This is a genomic window from Colwellia sp. E2M01 (assembly GCF_018860585.1).
Taxonomy (GTDB): Bacteria; Pseudomonadota; Gammaproteobacteria; order Enterobacterales; family Alteromonadaceae; genus Colwellia.
The window spans coordinates 26,235-45,525 of record NZ_JAHKPR010000076.1; the positions used below are offsets into that span (position 1 = coordinate 26,235).

The 19,291-nt window shown below is 37.1% G+C and carries 15 protein-coding genes; 4 read left to right on the top strand and 11 right to left on the bottom strand.

Annotation, left to right across the window (positions count from 1 at the left end):
- Positions 1–76 precede the first annotated feature (76 nt).
- From KO502_RS14705 to dnaK, 6 genes are all read right to left on the bottom strand, one after another.
- Entirely contained in the window at positions 77–1,444 is a 1,368-nt protein-coding gene (locus KO502_RS14705) for a magnesium transporter (RefSeq protein WP_252730787.1), read from the bottom strand.
- Positions 1,445–1,555: 111 nt separating this feature from the next.
- Positions 1,556–3,388 carry an SLC13 family permease gene (locus KO502_RS14710; RefSeq protein ID WP_216023324.1) on the bottom strand — a complete coding sequence of 611 codons (1,833 nt, stop codon included), beginning with the start codon at positions 3,386–3,388 and terminating at the stop codon, positions 1,556–1,558.
- A gap of 100 nt (positions 3,389–3,488) precedes the next feature.
- On the bottom strand, positions 3,489–4,361 hold the full coding sequence (locus KO502_RS14715; RefSeq protein ID WP_216023325.1) for a mechanosensitive ion channel domain-containing protein: 873 nt from the start codon (positions 4,359–4,361) through the stop codon (positions 3,489–3,491).
- Between the two features lie 33 nt (positions 4,362–4,394).
- Positions 4,395–4,829 (bottom strand): RimK/LysX family protein, encoded by a 435-nt coding sequence (locus KO502_RS14720; RefSeq protein WP_216023326.1) that lies wholly within the window; start codon positions 4,827–4,829, stop codon positions 4,395–4,397.
- A gap of 331 nt (positions 4,830–5,160) precedes the next feature.
- The gene (rimK, locus tag KO502_RS14725; RefSeq protein WP_216023327.1) at positions 5,161–6,066 is read right to left on the bottom strand and encodes a 30S ribosomal protein S6--L-glutamate ligase; all 906 of its coding nucleotides are present in this window, start codon (positions 6,064–6,066) and stop codon (positions 5,161–5,163) included.
- 525 nt (positions 6,067–6,591) lie between these two features.
- Complete coding sequence (dnaK, locus tag KO502_RS14730; RefSeq protein ID WP_216023328.1) at positions 6,592–8,520, bottom strand: molecular chaperone DnaK; 1,929 nt, start codon at positions 8,518–8,520, stop codon at positions 6,592–6,594.
- Positions 8,521–8,839: 319 nt separating this feature from the next.
- On the opposite strand from dnaK, the gene KO502_RS14735 reads away from it, so the two are divergent.
- The gene (locus tag KO502_RS14735; RefSeq protein WP_216023329.1) at positions 8,840–9,610 is read left to right on the top strand and encodes a Crp/Fnr family transcriptional regulator; all 771 of its coding nucleotides are present in this window, start codon (positions 8,840–8,842) and stop codon (positions 9,608–9,610) included.
- A gap of 31 nt (positions 9,611–9,641) precedes the next feature.
- Here KO502_RS14735 and KO502_RS14740 read toward each other — a convergent pair whose 3' ends face one another.
- Entirely contained in the window at positions 9,642–10,301 is a 660-nt protein-coding gene (locus KO502_RS14740; RefSeq protein ID WP_216023330.1) for an MBL fold metallo-hydrolase, read from the bottom strand.
- 244 nt (positions 10,302–10,545) lie between these two features.
- On the opposite strand from KO502_RS14740, the gene KO502_RS14745 reads away from it, so the two are divergent.
- The gene (locus KO502_RS14745) at positions 10,546–11,883 is read left to right on the top strand and encodes a sodium-dependent transporter (protein ID WP_216023331.1); all 1,338 of its coding nucleotides are present in this window, start codon (positions 10,546–10,548) and stop codon (positions 11,881–11,883) included.
- A gap of 95 nt (positions 11,884–11,978) precedes the next feature.
- Here the strand turns inward: KO502_RS14745 and KO502_RS14750 are convergent, their stop codons facing one another.
- On the bottom strand, positions 11,979–13,382 hold the full coding sequence (locus KO502_RS14750; RefSeq protein ID WP_216023332.1) for a DNA recombination protein RmuC: 1,404 nt from the start codon (positions 13,380–13,382) through the stop codon (positions 11,979–11,981).
- A gap of 409 nt (positions 13,383–13,791) precedes the next feature.
- On the opposite strand from KO502_RS14750, the gene KO502_RS14755 reads away from it, so the two are divergent.
- Complete coding sequence (locus tag KO502_RS14755; protein WP_216023333.1) at positions 13,792–14,592, top strand: PEP-CTERM sorting domain-containing protein; 801 nt, start codon at positions 13,792–13,794, stop codon at positions 14,590–14,592.
- Positions 14,593–14,722: 130 nt separating this feature from the next.
- Here the strand turns inward: KO502_RS14755 and nudC are convergent, their stop codons facing one another.
- Both nudC and KO502_RS14765 read right to left on the bottom strand, forming a co-directional pair.
- Entirely contained in the window at positions 14,723–15,733 is a 1,011-nt protein-coding gene (gene nudC, locus KO502_RS14760; RefSeq protein ID WP_216023334.1) for an NAD(+) diphosphatase, read from the bottom strand.
- Between the two features lie 2 nt (positions 15,734–15,735).
- Entirely contained in the window at positions 15,736–16,971 is a 1,236-nt protein-coding gene (locus KO502_RS14765; protein WP_216023335.1) for an MFS transporter, read from the bottom strand.
- Positions 16,972–17,154: 183 nt separating this feature from the next.
- Here KO502_RS14765 and KO502_RS14770 point away from each other — a divergent pair, with 183 nt between their 5' ends.
- Positions 17,155–17,580: a GFA family protein gene (locus KO502_RS14770; RefSeq protein WP_216023336.1), complete on the top strand. Its 426-nt coding sequence runs from the start codon at positions 17,155–17,157 to the stop codon at positions 17,578–17,580.
- A 129-nt stretch (positions 17,581–17,709) separates the two neighbouring features.
- On the opposite strand, the gene KO502_RS14775 is transcribed toward KO502_RS14770, so the two are convergent.
- Positions 17,710–19,227 carry a fumarate hydratase gene (locus KO502_RS14775; protein WP_216023337.1) on the bottom strand — a complete coding sequence of 506 codons (1,518 nt, stop codon included), beginning with the start codon at positions 19,225–19,227 and terminating at the stop codon, positions 17,710–17,712.
- Positions 19,228–19,291: the final 64 nt, after the last annotated feature.

The following is a 19,291-nucleotide window of genomic DNA, read 5'->3' on the forward strand; positions in this document are numbered from 1 at the left end:
TCATTGCCACGCGGAGCATGGGTATTAAGTGCCTGAGAAGCGGTGAATTCATTTAATTTTTCTCCCCTGCTCAGCCCTATAATAAGAACATACTTCCCAAACCTAAAAACACCAAGAAGCCGACTACATCAGTAACCGTTGTCAATAATACCGAGCCTGATAAAGCGGGATCTATGTTTAATCGGTTTAATATAGACGGTATCAACACACCTGACGCTGCTGCTGCAATTAAATTACCGAGAATGGCAACACCTAATACCAAGCTGATACCAAGATCGTTAAACCAAAGATAAGTAATACTGCCAATAATAACAGACCAAATAATACCGTTGGTTAAACCCACTTTTAACTCTTTAATCAGTAACGCTTTTAAGTTAGCTTCGGTAATTTGTCCTAACGCTAACCCTCTAACAATAAGTGTTAAGGTTTGACTACCTGAAATACCGCCCATAGAAGCAACCACTGGCATTAATACTGCCAGTAATACGACTTGTTGTAATGTCACTTCAAATAAGCCAATAACGCCTGATGCTAAAAAAGCAGTAAGTAAATTAATACCTAACCAAATACCTCGGTTTTTAGCACTTTGCGATACCGTTGCAAATAAGTCTTCGTCGTTATTTAAACCACCCGATTGATTTAACTTTTTAGCAGCTTCAGCTTCTTTAAAATAATAAGCAGAGGCAACAGTAAAACGCCCCATAAACAGGCCTGATTCATCACACACAGGTAACGACATTTTTTCAGATAAAATTAACGCTTCTGACGCTTCTTCTACCTCAGTAGTCGCATTTAACTTTAAGAAGTTAGGTTCAATTAAATCACTTAATATGGCTGAGTCATCAGCATTAAGCAGCGTATTAATATTAACAACCCCGGTTAATATGCCTTGTTTGTTTACCGTATAAAATTCATCGGTATAAATGTTTAAGCCTTTTTTAATTAAGCGTTTAGCGCTGGTTACTTTAAGCTTTTCAGAAATACGTACATAGTCATAATCGAGATTATGACCTAATTCACTTTCATCATATTGTTGTGCTTGTTGATAAAGTGCTTTTTGCGATTCATCTAACTGTTTAATGGCATACGTTAAAAAGCGATCAGGTAATGCTTCAGCTATTTCTAATAACTCTTCAAGATCAATTTCCGCCAGTAGCTCAAAACATTGTTCATCCGATAAAACATCAACCAACCATAAACGTGTTTCGTTTTTTACTTGAATGAAAGTAATGCGCTGAATGTCGATAGTAAAATGCGACCAAACAGCAAGTCTTTTATCAAGAGGTACCGCCTCAATTAATAATGGGTATTGATCATTGAATAAAGTGGTATCTAAGTTTTCAAGAAGACTATTGAGCTCAGTACCACTTTTACTCGCTAAAATATCATTTATTAACAGAGGTAATTGATCGACTGTGTTTTCACTCATTATTTGTTCACTCATCACTTTTATTCATATTCCTTATTTTCAACGCTTGGAAATAGTTGTTTTCAATATTATTACTTTAAAAGGTGGCTGCTCACGTAAAAATAATACTTAAACCTAAACTTAAACTTAAAGATACAGCCAGTTTAACAGGAAGGATAAAGTTACCCACATTAATAAAATTAATGGAATACCAACTCGCATAAAGTCAGAAAATTGGTAACCACCAGCATTCATTACCAATAAATTAGTTTTATAAGCCATAGGTGTGGCGTAACTTAAGTTAGCACCAAATAAAACCGCTAATATAAAGGGCTCTGCTGGTAGGTTTAATTGACTAGCCACCGAAATAGCAATAGGCGTTCCAATAACCGCGGCCGCATTGTTTGAAACAATATTGGTTAATATCGCTAATAACAACATTAATGAAGCTAAAATACCGCCTGGTGGCAAGCCAAAGGAAACACCTACAAAAACTTGTGCTATATATTCCGCCCCCCCTGTTACCATCATAGCTGAGCCTAACGCCAGCGATGCCGCTACAATTAAAATGACTTGGGTACTTAATGCTGAAGAAGCTTCTTCCCAATTTAAACATTTAGTCAGTAATAAAATTAACACTCCCAAAATAGAGCTAATTTCAATAGGCAAAATACCTAACGCCGAAATAACAACAACAGCAAACAAAGTCCCTAAAGCAATAGGTGCTTTACTGGTTTGAGGAAGCGATTCCGCGCCATCAATAGTTAAAAAGCCTTGTCTTGATTTTAACACCTTAATTTGCTCTGTTTCACCTTGTACCAATAACACATCACCAATTCTTAATCGTGTATTACCAATACTACTACGCCCTATTTCCATCGCTTTACCGGCTCTATGTAGAGCAACAACTGACACTGCATATTTTTGAATAAAGTGCGCTTGTTGTAAGGTTTTACCTACTAAGCCAGAGCCTGAAATAATAACAACTTCAGCAAGGGTTTGTTTCTCTGCTTTTAACGGGTGCTCATCATCAACTTTATTGATCCCTGAAAACAAAGTAGCTTTGAGTACTGTTTCGTATTCTTTTAAACGATCTGGGTAATCATGTACTTTTAATCTATCGCCAACAGTTAATACGGTATCAGGTAAGGGAATAATATTACGGCTGTCTGGACCACGCTGTACACTTTCAATTTTAATTTGGCCGTCAGTCAACGCGATTACATCGGCAATAGTTTTCTCGTTAATAAGACTTTCTTCATTGATATTTAAATACGCACTAAATAACCGTGGCGAAATGTCTGGCATGGTTGGCACTCGGCGCGGTAGTAGTTTTGGCGCAATTAACCATAAGTAAATAACCGCAACCACAGAGGCAATAAGTGCAGGTTTAGCAAAATCAAAAAGCCCAAACTCTACAACGCCCATATTTTTAGCAATACTCACAACTAATAAGTTTGTTGAAGTACCAATGGTCGTAACCATGCCGCCAACCAGTGTTGCTAACCCCATAGGCAATAACATTGGCGATGAGTCACTTTTTGTGCGTATTGAAACACTAATTAAAATAGGCAATAAAAGCACAACAACAGGAGTGTTATTGATAAAAGCACTTAATGTTCCGGCTAAAATAAGGGTTAACAATAATGATAATGCTGGGCTAATTTTCCATAACTTTGCTAAATATCGACCAATGGGCTCAAGCGCGCCGGTGCGAACAATACCTGAGCCTATAATCATCAAAGCACATACAGTTACTAAAGCTTCATGACCAAAACCAAAAAATAAAGAGCTTGCTTCAAAATGTTTTTCGTCCGCTTGATAAAACGGAAAGACCGAAAAAAATACACATAAAACAGTAATAACGGCTAACGATGACGTTTCTAAAGGCACGTCATCTCGGCGAAATAAATATAAGGCAAAGACGGTAATTAATAAAACCGCTAGCGCATGATAATTAGGTAGGTCTGGAATATTCAAAAGTAACACCCTGTCTTTAAATGAATGACGGCTCTATTGCTTTAATATTAATACGTAATTTTAGTTATATACGTTTTATCGGAAATAAATTAATAACTTTTTATTTTACAGGGCTACTGTTAATGACTGTTATAGCACCATCAAGATGTACGTCACGCTGAGGGAACGAAATAACAATATCGTTTTTATCAAATAAATCATCAATGGCAAAGCGTACATTGCTTTTTGCAACGCGTAAGCCGCCTTCAACATTAGATTGAATCCAAAAATTCACTTCAAACACGAGTGAGCTGTCACCAAAATCTTCAAAACTGACTATCGGTTTTGGCTCTTTTAACGCTTCTTTTTGGGCGAGTGTCGCTTCTAAAATAAGATCGGCAACTTGTCGAGCAGGGCTACCATAGGCAACCCCTACCGAAACAGTGGCTCTCACTAAGTTATCGCGTAAGGTCCAGTTAACGACGGTATTTTCAAGTAACTTACTATTAGGAATAAGCAGGTGCACACCATCAACTCTTCGTATGCGGGTTGAACGAGTGTTAATTTCTTCAACAACACCTTTGGTATTTTCTACCTCTAAAAAGTCACCTATTTTAATCGGGCGCTCCCACATTAATATCCAACCACTGATAAAGTTGTTGATTATATTTTGTGCACCAAACCCAAAACCAATCGCGATTGCCCCTGATAAAAAAGCAAAGGCCGTAATCGGGATATTAATCATATCAAGAGTTGTGATCAACATGACAACAATGGCGATCACATAAAAAACACGTTGCATCAAATGTATGATGTTTGGATCGGTATTGTGATTAGTTAGACGACGAGTAAGCAACCGTACTGACCACTTAGTGAGTAATAAGCCTATGTAAATAAAAATAGGGATTAATAACACTTCACCGATTGTAATCGCTTGCTCAGAAACCGTAAAAGCGGTAATTGATAAAATTGATTTTATTTGTTCAAAATCCATAACTATCCCTTAGCTGTAATTTTACTGATAAGCTTACTTTGAACCTAAAAATACTTTAGCAGGATCAACAAGAAACCTTTTACCAAGCGCCTCTCGACCAAACAGCATTAAGTTACTCATGTCAGAACGATCAGTTAAAGTAATTTCTATCGACCATTCCTCTTCTCCTAATATTACTGGTGTTTCAATAACATAACGTTCTTCTGAGGTACCATTAGATGATTTTACTTTTCTGATATCACTTATTGGCGCGGTACACTGTTTAATAGCATCAACATTATGTACATCAGGATGAAGATCAAAAGTGACGCTATGAATACCATTAACTATAGATTTTTTAATATTATCGACATGTAGGGAAGACGTTTTTGCTCCTGTATCTACACGCACTTGTAAGTCTGTAATAGCGAGTTCAGGCAATGTAATTGACTCTAAACGTCCAATAATTATTTTATTTTTTTGACTCATTATCTATCTTCTCGAATGTGCATTAGGAGTTGTCTGCTTTAATAGCTATCTGCTAGCCAATAATTTCATTATTTATTTTTTACTTATTAATTTACTATCGATTAATTTATATCGAAAACTAAGTACTGTCATTATTTTCAGGTAATATTTGACCTTTGATGATTTGGTCACCGTCGAGCGCCTTGTCATGCATTAATGCTTTAATACATTTAACACACCTTTCATACCTGCTCGAATGGAAAACTCGTCAAAACGTAATATATCCATAAAACCGTTTTACAGTGTAATAACGATATTATTTAGTGAATTTAAAGAGTTGGTAATTTTGTAATCAACCTTTACCACGGGTTCTGGTGCTATTCGGTTTTGCATTTTTTTCTAAAAATTCAAACACCATACCGGCTACGTTTTTGCCTGTAGCTGTTTCAATACCTTCTAAGCCTGGCGAAGAGTTAACTTCCATTACCATTGGTCCATTTTGTGAGCGAAGTAAATCAACACCGCACATATTTAAGCCCATCACTTTCGCTGCATTTACAGCAGTTTCGCGTTCTGCTTTAGTTAACCTAACCACTTCTGCAGAGCCGCCACGGTGTAAGTTAGAGCGAAACTCACCTTCGGCGCCTTGGCGTTTCATTGCTGCAACTACTTTACCGCCAATAACTAAACAGCGAATATCCGCACCACCCGCCTCTTTTACAAATTCTTGTACTAAAATGTTGGCTTTTAAGCCCATGAAAGCTTCGATGATCGCTTCTGCAGCTTTGGCAGTATCCGCTAACACCACACCAATACCTTGCGTACCTTCTAATAGTTTAATTACAACTGGCGCACCACCTACATTTTTAATTAAATCTTTAATGTTATCAGGTCGGCTAGCAAAACCTGTGCGTGGTAAGCCAATACCTTTGCGTGACAATAATTGTAATGAGCGTAACTTATCGCGCGAGCGACTTATCGCAACCGACTCATTAATATTAAAAGTGCCCATCATTTCAAATTGTCTAGCTACTGCAGTACCATAAAAAGTTACTGACGCACCAATGCGCGGAATAATAGCGTCATATTTAGGAAGCTCTTTACCATGGTAACGTACTGTTGAGTTATTACTGGTGATATCCATGTAGCAATGTAAGGTATCAATAATATCAACTTCATGCCCCATGGCTTCACCCGCTTCTTTTAAGCGGCGTGTAGAATAGAGGTTTTTATTTCGAGATAAAATGGCGACTTTCATAATCTTTCCTTTGGATTTATTTAATTAATACTTTTACATTGTCATGTTCAGTCAGACATTAAAAGTAATGTATTAATTTATATGATTTTTAGAATGCCTTATTAATTCACTCAATAAGAGAATAACACCATAAGGCTTCGATTTAAGTTTATAAACCTAGTAAGCCACAATATTTTGGTGATTTTAATCATAAAAAATCTTTAAAATCAATTTAATATCATCATTGCTTGAATAGTATAGAGTATTTGAGTTAGTTGATGGTGTGTCATTAAATTTAATAGTGTTACAAGGCGTTAAATTGACCATATTTCATATGATGAAGGCAAAATGGCCAACTTATATTTAACGAGTTAAATCAACATTTTTAATCCACAACTAAAATCATTAAATCTACTAAAACAAGACTAAATAAAATAAGAATAAAGTAAGAGTAAGCGCATCAAAAAAAGCCCCTCTAATATTTGCTATTAGAGGGGCTTTAAACTTAGTTAATAAAAAAGTTAATTAGTTAGTTAATAGTACTCATTAACCGTTGCTTACGTCTTCAAATTCAGCATCAATAATATCGTCGTTAGCACTATCTTGCTTGCTACCTTGTGCCGATTGTTGCTGATTTTGACTTGCTTGCGATTGTTCTGCTTTTGCTTGCTCAGCTTGCGTAATATTACTGTAAGCTTGTTGTAATGCCTCTTTTCGCATTTCAATCGCTGACTTATCGTTGCCATTAACAGCCATTTTCAGTTGCTCAATTAATGCTTTAAGCTCTGTTTGCTGTTCATCACTCAAACTAGTCATTGACGTTTGCACGGTATGAATTAGCTGATCGGCTTGGTTACGCTGCTCCACTAATTCACGTTTTGCTTTATCTTCCGTGGCATGATTTTCTGCATCTTTAAGCATACGGTTAATTTCATCTTCGCTTAAACCACTTGATGAAGTAATTTTAATGCTTTGCTCTTTACCTGTTGCTTGGTCTTTCGCTGACACATTTAAAATACCGTCGGCATCAATATCAAAAGTTACTTCTACTTTTACCGAGCCGCGTGGACCAGGGTTAATATCAGTTAGATTAAATTGCCCTAACGATTTGTTGTCTGTTGCCATTTCACGCTGACCTTGTAACACATGTATCGTTACTGCCGCTTGATTATCTTCAGCGGTTGAAAACACTTCCGAGGCACGTGTTGGTATTGTGGTATTTTTATCAATAAGTTGCGTCATTACCCCACCTAAAGTTTCAATACCCAATGACAATGGTGTTACATCAAGTAATAACACGTCATTTACAGTACCCGATAATACCCCTGCTTGAATTGATGCCCCTAAGGCAACTGCTTCATCAGGGTTTACATCTTTACGCGCTTCTTTACCAAAGAATGCATTAACTGCTTCTTGTACTTTTGGCATACGTGTTTGACCACCAACCAAAATAACTTCGTTAATGTCACCTTTTGATAAACCCGCATCTTTTAACGCTTGCTCACACGGAGCAATAGTCGCTTTAATTAAATCTTCAACTAAAGATTCTAATTTCGCTCGCGTTACTTTCACGTTTAAATGTTTAGGCCCACTAGCATCAGCAGTTACATAAGGTAAGTTCACCTCAGTTTGTTGAGTTGATGACAATTCAATTTTAGCTTTTTCAGCGGCTTCTTTAATGCGCTGTAAGGCTAATGGATCGTTATGAACATCAATACCGCTGTCTTTTTTAAATTCATCGGCAAGATAATTAATTAGGCGTAAATCAAAATCTTCACCACCTAAAAAGGTATCACCGTTGGTAGCTAATACTTCAAATTGCTTTTCACCGTCAACATTCGCTATTTCAATAATAGAAACATCAAAAGTACCGCCACCTAAATCGTAAACCACCACGTTTTGCTCTGCTTTACCCTTTTTGTCAACACCATAGGCAAGTGCTGCAGCTGTTGGCTCGTTAATGATACGTTTGACATTTAAGCCGGCAATTTTACCCGCATCTTTAGTGGCTTGACGTTGCGAATCATTAAAGTAAGCCGGTACGGTAATAACCGCCTCTGTTACTTTTTCACCTAAATAGGCTTCAGCATCTTTTTTCAGTTTACGTAATATTTGTGCTGATACTTCTTGTGGAGATAAAGCTTTGCCATTAACTTCAACCCAAGCATCACCATTGTCTGCCTTCACAATTTTGTATGGCGCTAATTTAATATCTTTTTGTACTTCTTGGTCGCTAAATTTACGCCCAATGAGTCGCTTAATGGCGAATAAAGTATTGTTTGAGTTGGTTACGGCTTGTCTTTTTGCAGGTTGACCTGCCAACGTTTCATTATCGCTATATGCAACAATTGACGGTGTAGTACGGCTACCTTCAGCGTTTTCTATAATTTTAGCAACGCCGCCTTCCATAACCGCTACACATGAGTTAGTTGTACCTAAATCAATACCAATAACTTTTGATGTAATGTTTGTCATAATAATCACCTATTCATTTAAAATGTAATAAAAGGTCTTATGCGTATGGTATTTATCCTGTATGCAGTTTGACCGTATAAACAACCTTTAAACATATTGTGAAACCGACTTACTTAACTTGATTAATATAATGCGTTAACCTTGTGTAGTAATCTTATTGGCTTTAGCACATGATGTTTGGTTAGTGAGGCTATAATACGTAAGTGGTAAAATTGCTTCTGTCACTTATATGACAGTTAGCTACATTTAATTAAAATAAATCTACAAATGTACGCAACGTATTGTTATTTGAATCATATTTATTAGGTCTTCTTTTATAATGAACAACACTCTAGGTTTACCACAACGTGCTAATCCCGTACTCGTTAAACAATCAAATATTTTTGCAGGTTTGCCAGAAAAGTTAATTGAAGACTTTCAACAAGAATTTCAGTTAAATGAATGGCACAAAGACGATTATATTAATTCAGATATTTTAACAAAGCGCTTCTTTGTCATACTTTCAGGGCAGCTAGAAATAAAGCAAAGTAATGCTGATACAGGGAAAGAAGCAACGTTAGATATGCTTTATGCGGGGGATTGTTTTGATTTAATGGTGTTACTTGATGATCAACCGCATGATATTACTATCTCGCCCCTGACAACAGTAAAGTTATTGTCGGTAAAGTTAGAAACAATGCGCCAATGGCTGTGGACTTATCCTGCTTTTAATAAACAGTTCATGCCTTATTTAGCCAAAAAGATGCGCGAGAAGGAGCAGCAAGTGAGTAACCTTGCCTTGCACGATGTCACCACACGCTTGGGTAGAATTATTTTAGATCACATTAATAAAATTAAGTTTTACACAGGACGTGCTGAAGAAGAGCATCGTCACCATTTAATTAATGGTTTAACTGATGAAACTTTAGCAAGAATGACAGGCTCGGTACGACAAGTCATTAATAAGCAATTACAGCTATGGAAACAAGCTGACATTATTGATAAAAAACGCAATCAGCTTATTATTAAAGATTTAGAAGCATTAGAAGAAGAGGCAAAATATACGCAAAACCTGTCAAACTCTCCAAGCTCTGCGTTATCAAAGGGTTAACTTATATTTAACCTTATAAGTAGCCTTATCACTAGCTCAGTCCAAGTGCTCTATCACTAACATGCGGGTTACTACGACGCTCTTGCCCAAAGGTACTCATAGGTCCATGCCCAGGAATAAATCTAACATCATCGCCTAACGGAAATAAATTTTCACGAATAGAGCGAATTAATGTGCCGTGATCGCCTCTTGGAAAGTCAGTTCGACCAATAGAGCCACTAAATAACACATCACCCACTTGCGCTATTTTTGAATCACGGTGGAAAAATATAACGTGACCCGGTGTATGCCCTGGGCAAAAATAAACCTCCATAACAATATTGCCAAACCCTACGGTGTCGCCTTGCTCTAAAAATCGTGTTGGTACAAATTTGGTTGCATAAGAAAAGTAACCACCGAAACGTTGTTTTTGATCTTCAATACCGTCAATCCAAAATTGATCACCTTTATGCGGCCCTTCAATTTCAACACTAAAATGATCAGCTAATGCTTTCGTGGCGCCAGCATGATCAATATGGGCGTGGGTAATTAATATTTTTTCTAACGTTACACCATTACGAGCAATAGCCGCTTTGATTTTTTCAATATCGCCACCAGGGTCAACCACTGCGGCTTGATTAGTTTCACTACACCAAAATAAGGTACAGTTTTGTTCAAAAGGTGTTACGGGAATAATTTCATGCTTTAACATAGTGGACTGCTCATCGTTTACTTATTTGATTCAGGGTTATATTAAGGATTACATTCAGAATTACGTTTAGAGTTATATTTAGAGTTAATTCTGTTGCATTCAAAGTTATATTTACTTACGTTCAGGAGAAAACTTGCACATAATAACACATCAATTATTATTTTAATTTAAGAGATAAATCCTTTCACTTCAGTACTTAAATCGCTAAGCTTTAATCATTAAATTTTTCAAAGCGTTATTTTCAATGTCTGATTCATCAACACGCGATTCTTTTCATTCTCGCCTTGGTTTTGTACTGGCTGCGGCTGGTGCTGCTATTGGTTTAGGTAATATTTGGGGTTTCCCAACCCAAGCGGCTAATAACGGCGGCGGCGCGTTTTTAGTAGTTTATCTGATTGTAACTGTATTATTAGCTCTACCGGCGCTTTATGCAGAAGTGACTATTGGTAATCAAGCACAAACTAATCCTGTTTCAGCATTAACAAAAGCCTGTGGCGATAAATTATCAAAACTGGGTCATGGTGCAGGAATTATCGGCATTATTGGTGCGTTAATGATGCTAAGTTTCTACACTATAGTCGCCGGTTGGATGTTAGCTCATGCTTTGGCCGCTGTATTTGAGCTAATTGGTTTACAGCAAATATCATTGTGGTTATCTACTTCTAGCACATTACGTAATCTCCTTTTTACACCCATTTTTATTGTGTTAAGTGCCGCCATTGTTTTTCAAGGAGTGCACAGCGGCATAGAACGTTGGTCAGCGCGATTAATGCCTTTGCTACTAATAATGATGCTCGGCTTAATCATTTACATGCTACAACAAGAAGGCGCACAAGCAGGTTTAGCGCTTTATTTAGTGCCTGATTTTAGCCAAATAACTGAACCAACCTTAGTTATTTCAGCGATGGGACAAGCATTCTTCTCATTAGCAATTGGTGTTGGCGCTATGATGGCATATGGCTCATATATTCCAAAAGGTAAAGGTATCGGCAAGTTAGTATTGTCGATTACCCTGCTTGATACTTTTATTGCCTTTATAGCGGGTTTATTAATTATCCCTGCACTTTTTGTAGCGCAACATAACGGCCAAACCGTTTTTATTGATGGTAATTTAGTTGGCGGTGGCCAGTTAATTTTTAGTATTTTACCAACGTTATTTAATGAAATGGGTACTATGGGTTTAGTGGTGTCTTTGCTGTTTTTTAGTCTACTTTCAATTGCGGCATTAACTTCAACTATTTCAACGACAGAAGTACCGGTAGCTTATCTTATTGAAGATAAAAGTATGAGTCGAAAACAAGCGACTTATTTCACCTCTGGCATAGTCTTTATTGCTAGCTTACTGGTGATTATCTTTTTTGAACCACTATTTGAATTAGTGATTCAACTGCTGACTACAATTTTACAGCCGTTAATGTCACTGTTTTATTTCATTGTCATCGGTTGGTTATGGCAACGAGGTAATAAATTAACTGACTTAGCTGAGTTGAATAACAAAACATCGTTAAAGCTATTAGGTTTCTACCTACGATTTATTTGCCCTGTGTTGCTGATGATAGTTTTTGTTAATGTAGCGTTTTAGTTGGGTATTTAAATTTGAAATTATCAATTTATTGTTACTGCAGTGCTTTATTCGCTAACAACTCTGATTTTGTTCTCATCAATAAAAGTAGCATTTTATTTTTCTAACAATTCTACCTCTTCTTTCGCTAACTCTACTTGCTCTATTTTTTCAAAACGTGTCGATATTTTATCTGCCGAGGTATGTATTTGTTTTACATCACTCGCCGCTTGATCTATATGTTTGGCAAGGTTAGCGAAGCGTGTTTTAAAACGATTAAAATCTTTACCTAAATCAGACAAGTGCGCTTGAATTATGTGAATTTGTTGACGAGTCGCCTCATCTTTAAGTACAGAACGCGCGGTAGTTAGTATTGCCATTAACGTTGTTGGTGAAGTTAACCAAACCCGTTTTTGATTGGCGTATTCTACTAAATCACTTTGATGTCCGTGAATTTCAGCAAAAATAGCTTCCGCGGGAATAAACATAATAGCGCCATCGGCAGTTTCGTTATCAATCAGGTATTTTTCACTAATATCATTTATATGTTTTTTGATATCGACTTTAAACTGACGCATGGCAATAGTTCGGTCAGTTTCATGAGCTTCTAAGTCGACCATTTTACGATAACTTTCTAACGGGAATTTAGAGTCAACAACCACATTACCGGTAGGTTTAGGTAAAAAGAGTACGCAGTCAGCGATTTTACCGTTAGATAGCGTATGTTGTAGTTTAAAGCTTTGCTCCGGTAAGACATTACGAATCAAACTATTTAATTGCACTTCACCAAAAGCGCCGCGCGAACGTTTATCGTTAAGTACTTCTTGTAAGCTCACCACGTTAGTTGAAAGCTCGGTAATTTTCTTTTGAGCATCATCAATAAGAGCTAAACGCTGTAAAATATCACTAAAGGTTTTCGTGGTTTTTTCAAAACCTTCGGCAAGGCGCTTTTCAACCTGACCGCTAATTTCTTGCAAGCGATTATCTGTAGCTTGCGTTAAACCATCAATGCGCTTACTCATTTGCTCACTGGTTTGCGCCAAAGTTTTCGCTAACTCTTCACGGTTAGCTTGCCCCGTGTTATTTAAATGATTGATCACTTGATCGAGTGATTGGCTTTGCTGATTCGTTAATTGAGTTTGCAAATCATTCATTTGTCTCATTAATTTAAGACGTAAATCAGCCATTTGTTGATCAATAGTATTTGCTAACTGTATTTGTTGTTTATCATGCGCTTGCGCTAATTGTTGCTGATTAGTTTGTTGGTAACTTTGTTGTAAGCTACTTAGTTGATTAGCGAAGTGATTAGAAAATTGCTGAGCTAATTCTTGATTTAGCGTCTGAGTTAACAACGACTTAATGCGTTCTTCTTGTTCTAAATTTGGGCTTAACATTGCCTTTTTAATTTGTGCTATTTGATATAACAGCCACATCATAATGATGAAGAATATTAAAACTAAGGTGAGTGCCAAGGGTAAAGTATGCTGTGGCGCAATATTAATGTCGATAGGAAAATTCATAACTGACTCTCAAATAAAATAGTGATTAGCTAGTTTGGAACTAGCCCTAATCTAGCCAAACAAACAAAAAACACTGTTTTTTATTACAGTACCTATATATTAGAACATACGTCGCTATATTCAACCAGTAATTTTACTAATTTGCGGTTTAAATAACTTAAAACAATATCATTTATTAAATATAAACATACGCGCTACAGGCACAAATTAGTGTCGGTTTTTTTTACACATAAACACCAACCCGTTAACTATTAATTTACACAAACAAAACCAAAAAGAAACAACCAACCTTAAATGCATGAAATATAACAACAAACAAAATAAAAACAAAACGGACAAATAACGGCTTGTTTTTTGCTTTACGCCGAGTGATATTTTTAAATTTAATTAAACTTAAGGAACAAGATAAATGATAAAAAACAAAGCACTTATTGCTTTTACAGGATTACTCTTAGCTGTAACTTCTATTACAAGCCAAGCTACCATAATGAACGCGGACGATTTAGGTGTTAAAACTAACGCAGTAACTTGGGAAGATTGCCCATCCTATTGTACTGGTGAATACTCAAATAATGAGGGCTTCGGGGTTAACAGTTCTTCATCACAAGAAAATAGTTATGGAACATCCCAAGCAATAGGTAATTACTCACCTCTAACTATGTTACCAGATTTAAAAGTATATGCTAAGGCAAGTGATGGACAAATGGCACAAGCATTTGCTGCTGGCGTACAAGGTTTTAATTATACAGGCGTCGGATCATCAACTTATGACTTAGACTTTAATCTACATGGTTCGGTATCAGGAAGTGGAGCTTACCTAACTTCCACTATTGCTGTTATAATTGCATCTGAGCTAGACTGGGATTACAGTATTGAAACTATTTATTACGAAGTTATATCACGTAATGAGCGAGCTGGTATAGAAAGTTTAGCAATCAATAACGGTATGGACGTTAATAAAACTAGTAGCATTAGTTTTGATCTTCTAGAAGGCCAATCTTTCTTCGTATATTCTGAGATTATTGCTACTTCTGGTTCTAATGATGGTATTGCCGATGGTTTAAATACTTTAACAATGTCCTTTCAAGATTCGACAGGTCTACAAGTAGTTGGTTCAGATCCTTCGACAACTTCAGTACCGGAGCCTTCTCCATTAATGCTATTTGGTTTATCATTAGTATTATTTGTTAGGCGTCAAATGACTAAATAGATGAAGCAATAACTGTTATTAAACACCTTATGGAAAACGGCTTTAATTTACTCAATTAAAGCCGTTTTTATTTTTACTACTTTTTATTATCGATCTTTGGGCTTATCTCTATTATTTCGATATATTATTCTTAATACTGCCCTATTTCTTTATTTTTCCATGCTTTAATTAAATACGCTGAAATAGAGCTACTACTGCTTATTTTAAATTCTACTTCGTTATTTTGCTCTCCGACTTCACTTTTAACGCCAAAATTACTAAGTTGCTCGCGTGAAAACCATTGAGCATCTTCTAAGGCATCGTGAGTAACATCAATGGCATCTGTTTTTGCAACCGCGGTGAAGCCTAACATGATAGAGGCTGGAAACGGCCAAGGTTGCGAGCTACAATATTTTGGGTTTTCAACGACAATTCCTGACTCTTCAGCGACTTCTCTAATCACCGCTTGTTCGAGACTTTCACCTGGATCAACAAATCCAGCTAAGGTTGAATAAACGCCCTTCTCCCAACTTGCTTGTCGGCCTAATAAACATCGCGGAATACCATCAGCAAACATTTTTTCAACTAACATGATCACCGCAGGATCGGTACGTGGAAAACTCATATTACGACAGTCATTACAACGTCTGGCGTGCCCTGCTTCAACAGCTCGACTATGGTTTCCGCAAAGTCCGCAAAACTGATGGCTAATATGCCAATGCACCATGCCTTTAGCGAGTGCTAATATTGAAGCATCTGCAGGTGACAAATTAGGCGTCATTGCTTTTAAAGGTTGCCATTGTCCTATCTCAGTTAACTCTTCCTGAGTGGAGAACCGTAGCTTATTAAAATCGACAGTAAAAATGGAAACAGCTTTATTACTTTCGATATGTGTTGCTGCGTTTGTGTCGGTGATTTCTGCTTGGCTTAAAGCTATATCTCCTTTACCTAAATAAATACAGCTATCAACACTAAGCGTGGGTAACTGCCCTTTCGTTAGATAAATTGGTGCAATAATGCCATTAGTAGCAAAAAGCCCCATGCCATCATTAATCACACAAAATAGAGTATTATCGTTGTTAAACTCTGTTTTTAACCATGATTTATTTTTTCGTTGGTTAGTACATCGGTCTAACGGCATGTCAGCATAAGCGAATGTCATTGTTATATTTTACCCTCTATTATCTGAAGTTTTTCTGCGTTTAAGCTTTTAGTAATTAACTGGCTTGCTAGCAACGATATAAGGGCAAAGCCTGCACCTGCATAAAAAACTAATGAGGCATCATAAAGCCAAATTAAACCAAACACCGCTGGAATAACTACCGCGGCAATGTGGTTAATACTAAAACTAACGCCAGCACTTGAGGCAATATCTTTTGGATCGGCTATTTTTTGAAAGTAAGTTTTTAAGGCTATCGCCATCGCAAAAAATAAATGATCAATCACATAAAGTGCTGCGGCAACATTTGCTGACTCAACCAACGCATAACCCACAAAAACAATAATTAAGCCTGTGTATTCAACCGTTAACGCTCTACGCTCGCCAACTCTAGCAATCCACTTACCTATTTTCGGTGCCAAAAAGAAGTTAATTACATGATTAAGCATATACAAAAAGGTAATTTGTTGCACGCTGTAACCAAACTTTTCAACCATTAAAAAACCTGCAAAAACGACAAATATCTGCCTGCGTGCGCCAGATAAAAAGGTGAGAAAATAGAATAGGCTATAACGTTTTCTTAAAATTAACTTCTTATGCTGAACATGCTCCATTGGAAATTTAGGCATGGCAAACGCTAACCATAACGTGAGCAATAAACCGCTTAATCCAAAAAATAAATACATAGCTTGATAACTAGCAGAAATAACACTAAAACCAATCCAAATTAAGGCATAACAGGTTAATGATGCAGCTGATTTGATTGACATTAACTTACCAAGTTTCTCAGCGGCTTCACCTTTTTTAAACCACTGTAAACTTAACGAGGTGTTAATTGTTTCATAGTAATGAAAGCCTATCGACATTAATACCGTAGTAGCATAGAGTCCATAAATACTAGGGAATACGCCAGTAAAAGCAACGCCAATAGATAATAAGCATAAGGCTACAACCGCAAAAACTTGCTCTGTAAAAACCAATAAAACGAACACCGCGGTAAAGGCTAAAAATCCAGGTATTTCACGCAAAGAATGTAACATACCAATTTCAGCGCCAGTGAATGCTGCTCGCTCAATAACAAAGTTGTTGAGCATTGCCATCCAAGCGGCAAAAGTAATAGCCATAACAATGCTAGCAACGGCTAAGAAAACAAACGGAGTTTGCCATTTACTTCCCTGTGTTAGCTTATTTTCTGTTGGCTTACCTTGTGTTGATGTGGATGTCACTTGGGTGCTTTCCATCGTGCTTTGTACCTTATTCTTGATAGGGGGTTAATTTAAGAGCTGCTCTATATTGTTAATAATATTTTATCGAAGGTAATTATATGCTGATTTACGCTTTATCCCTAGCAACAATAGTGCTTTGTTTTTTAGGTTAATCACGTTAAGTTAGTATATTAAACGTTATTTCCTGAGGTATGATTAATGAGTTTTCCAATTAAATTTCCAATAATGGGCGCTTGTCAATGTGGACAATTAACCTATCAATTGTTTGAAAAACCCAAGATGGTATTAGCGTGTCATTGTACTGAATGTCAAAAACTCGCAGGTAGTCCGTTTAGTGTAACCGCTGTAATAGATACAGCTGCTATTAAGTTTTCTGGTGAAATGAAAGAGTGGATCCGCAGTGCTGATAGCGGTAATAAAAACCACGCTAAATTCTGCCCTAACTGCGGCACCCGAATTTACCATTATAATCCTGCAGATATGAGTACGGTAAAATTAAAGTTAAAACCAATAATGCCTGAAGTTGCCGAATTATTTGCGCCGCAAGTACATGTTTGGGTTAGTGAAAAGCTGAGTTGGTACAAAATACCTGATGATATGAAATGTATTGATAAGCAGCCTTGATGCGCTTTCCATTCAATAGGTAAAACTGTCGATTATTCAATTAAGGTCAAAAATCAGAAACAAAAAAGGCGCTTAAAGCGCCTTTTTATTATTTAATTTTAATAAGTAAAAACAAGATTGAGTTAAAAGCTACGCTTTACCTTCCGCTTCTTGAATTTTAACTTTCCAAATTTCAGGGCCTGTTACGTGCGCTGATTCACCTGTACTATCAACCGCTACTGTTACTGGCATATCTTCTACTTCAAATTCGTAAATAGCTTCCATACCCATATCTTCAAAGGCAACTACTTTCGCTTTTTTGATTGCTTTCGAAACTAAGTAAGCCGCGCCACCAACTGCCATTAAATACACAGATTTATGGTTTTTAATGCTTTCACACGTTGCCGCGCCACGCTCTGCTTTACCGATAGATCCTAAAAGACCGGTTTGCGCTAACATCATCTCGTTGAATTTATCCATACGTGTTGCTGTTGTAGGGCCTGCAGGACCAACCGCTTCATTACCAATAGCATCAACTGGACCTACGTAATAAATAAACTTGTTAGTAAAGTCTACCGGTAATTCTTCACCGTTTGCTAACATTTCTTGAATACGTTTATGCGCTGCATCACGACCTGTTAAGATAGTACCGCTTAATAATACCGTTTCGCCAGTTTTCCATTCAGCGATATCTGCTTTAGTTAAGCCATCAACGTTAACGCGACGAACATTTTCGCCAACTTCCCAAGTGATTTCTGGCCATTCTTCCAATTTAGGTGGTGTTAAGTCCGCAGGACCTGAGCCATCAAGGTGGAAATGTACGTGACGCGTTGCCGCACAGTTTGGGATCATAACTACCGGTTTAGACGCCGCGTGTGTTGGCACTGAATTAATTTTAACATCAACAACCGTTGTTAAACCGCCAAGACCTTGGGCACCAATACCTAATTTGTTTACGCGCTCAAAAATCTCAAGACGTAATTCTTCTTCAGCATTTTGCGGACCGCGTTCCATTAACTCTTGAATGTTTACAGGATCCATTAAACTTTCTTTAGCTAATACGCCAGCTTTTTCAGCCGTACCACCAACACCTATACCTAACATACCTGGCGGACACCAACCTGCGCCCATTGTTGGTAAGGTTTTAACAACCCAATCAGCAATTGAGTCAGACGGGTTTAACATCGCCATTTTAGTTTTGTTTTCACTACCGCCGCCTTTCGCTGCGATCATGATTTCAAGACCAGTACCTGGCACCATATCAATATGTACAACGGCAGGCGTATTATCTTTAGTATTAACACGTTTGCCTGTAGGATCGGCAACAATTGAAGCACGTAAAGGATTATCAGGATTTAAGTAAGCACGACGTGTACCTTCATCAACCATTTGTTGTACGGTCATATCAGTTTTATCCCACTGAACAGCCATACCTACTTTCACGAAACAAGTAACAATACCTGTGTCTTGGCAGATTGGACGTTTGCCCTGCGCTGACATACGTGAGTTAATTAAAATTTGTGCTATTGCATCTTTCGCTGCAGTTGATTCTTCTTTGTTATACGCTTTTTCTAACGCTTGAATAAAATCAAGAGGATGGTAATAAGAAATATATTGTAATGCGTCTTCAATACTATCGATTACGTCTTGTTGTTTAATGATGGCCATAGTGCTCTCTATTAGCTTTACTTGTATATTAAGATGAATCGCTTAAAACTGCGTTAATACTCTT

Coding starts and splice junctions, on each gene's coding strand:
- KO502_RS14735 (WP_216023329.1), top strand. CDS start 8,840: ATGAACAACACTCTAGGTTTACCACAACGTGCTAATCCCGTACTCGTT.
- KO502_RS14765 (WP_216023335.1), bottom strand. CDS start 16,971: ATGGAAAGCACCCAAGTGACATCCACATCAACACAAGGTAAGCCAACA.
- KO502_RS14770 (WP_216023336.1), top strand. CDS start 17,155: ATGAGTTTTCCAATTAAATTTCCAATAATGGGCGCTTGTCAATGTGGA.
- nudC (WP_216023334.1), bottom strand. CDS start 15,733: ATGACATTCGCTTATGCTGACATGCCGTTAGACCGATGTACTAACCAA.
- KO502_RS14705 (WP_252730787.1), bottom strand. CDS start 1,444: ATGAGTGAACAAATAATGAGTGAAAACACAGTCGATCAATTACCTCTG.
- KO502_RS14715 (WP_216023325.1), bottom strand. CDS start 4,361: ATGGATTTTGAACAAATAAAATCAATTTTATCAATTACCGCTTTTACG.
- KO502_RS14720 (WP_216023326.1), bottom strand. CDS start 4,829: ATGAGTCAAAAAAATAAAATAATTATTGGACGTTTAGAGTCAATTACA.
- KO502_RS14745 (WP_216023331.1), top strand. CDS start 10,546: ATGTCTGATTCATCAACACGCGATTCTTTTCATTCTCGCCTTGGTTTT.
- KO502_RS14750 (WP_216023332.1), bottom strand. CDS start 13,382: ATGAATTTTCCTATCGACATTAATATTGCGCCACAGCATACTTTACCC.
- rimK (WP_216023327.1), bottom strand. CDS start 6,066: ATGAAAGTCGCCATTTTATCTCGAAATAAAAACCTCTATTCTACACGC.
- KO502_RS14775 (WP_216023337.1), bottom strand. CDS start 19,227: ATGGCCATCATTAAACAACAAGACGTAATCGATAGTATTGAAGACGCA.
- KO502_RS14740 (WP_216023330.1), bottom strand. CDS start 10,301: ATGTTAAAGCATGAAATTATTCCCGTAACACCTTTTGAACAAAACTGT.
- dnaK (WP_216023328.1), bottom strand. CDS start 8,520: ATGACAAACATTACATCAAAAGTTATTGGTATTGATTTAGGTACAACT.
- KO502_RS14755 (WP_216023333.1), top strand. CDS start 13,792: ATGATAAAAAACAAAGCACTTATTGCTTTTACAGGATTACTCTTAGCT.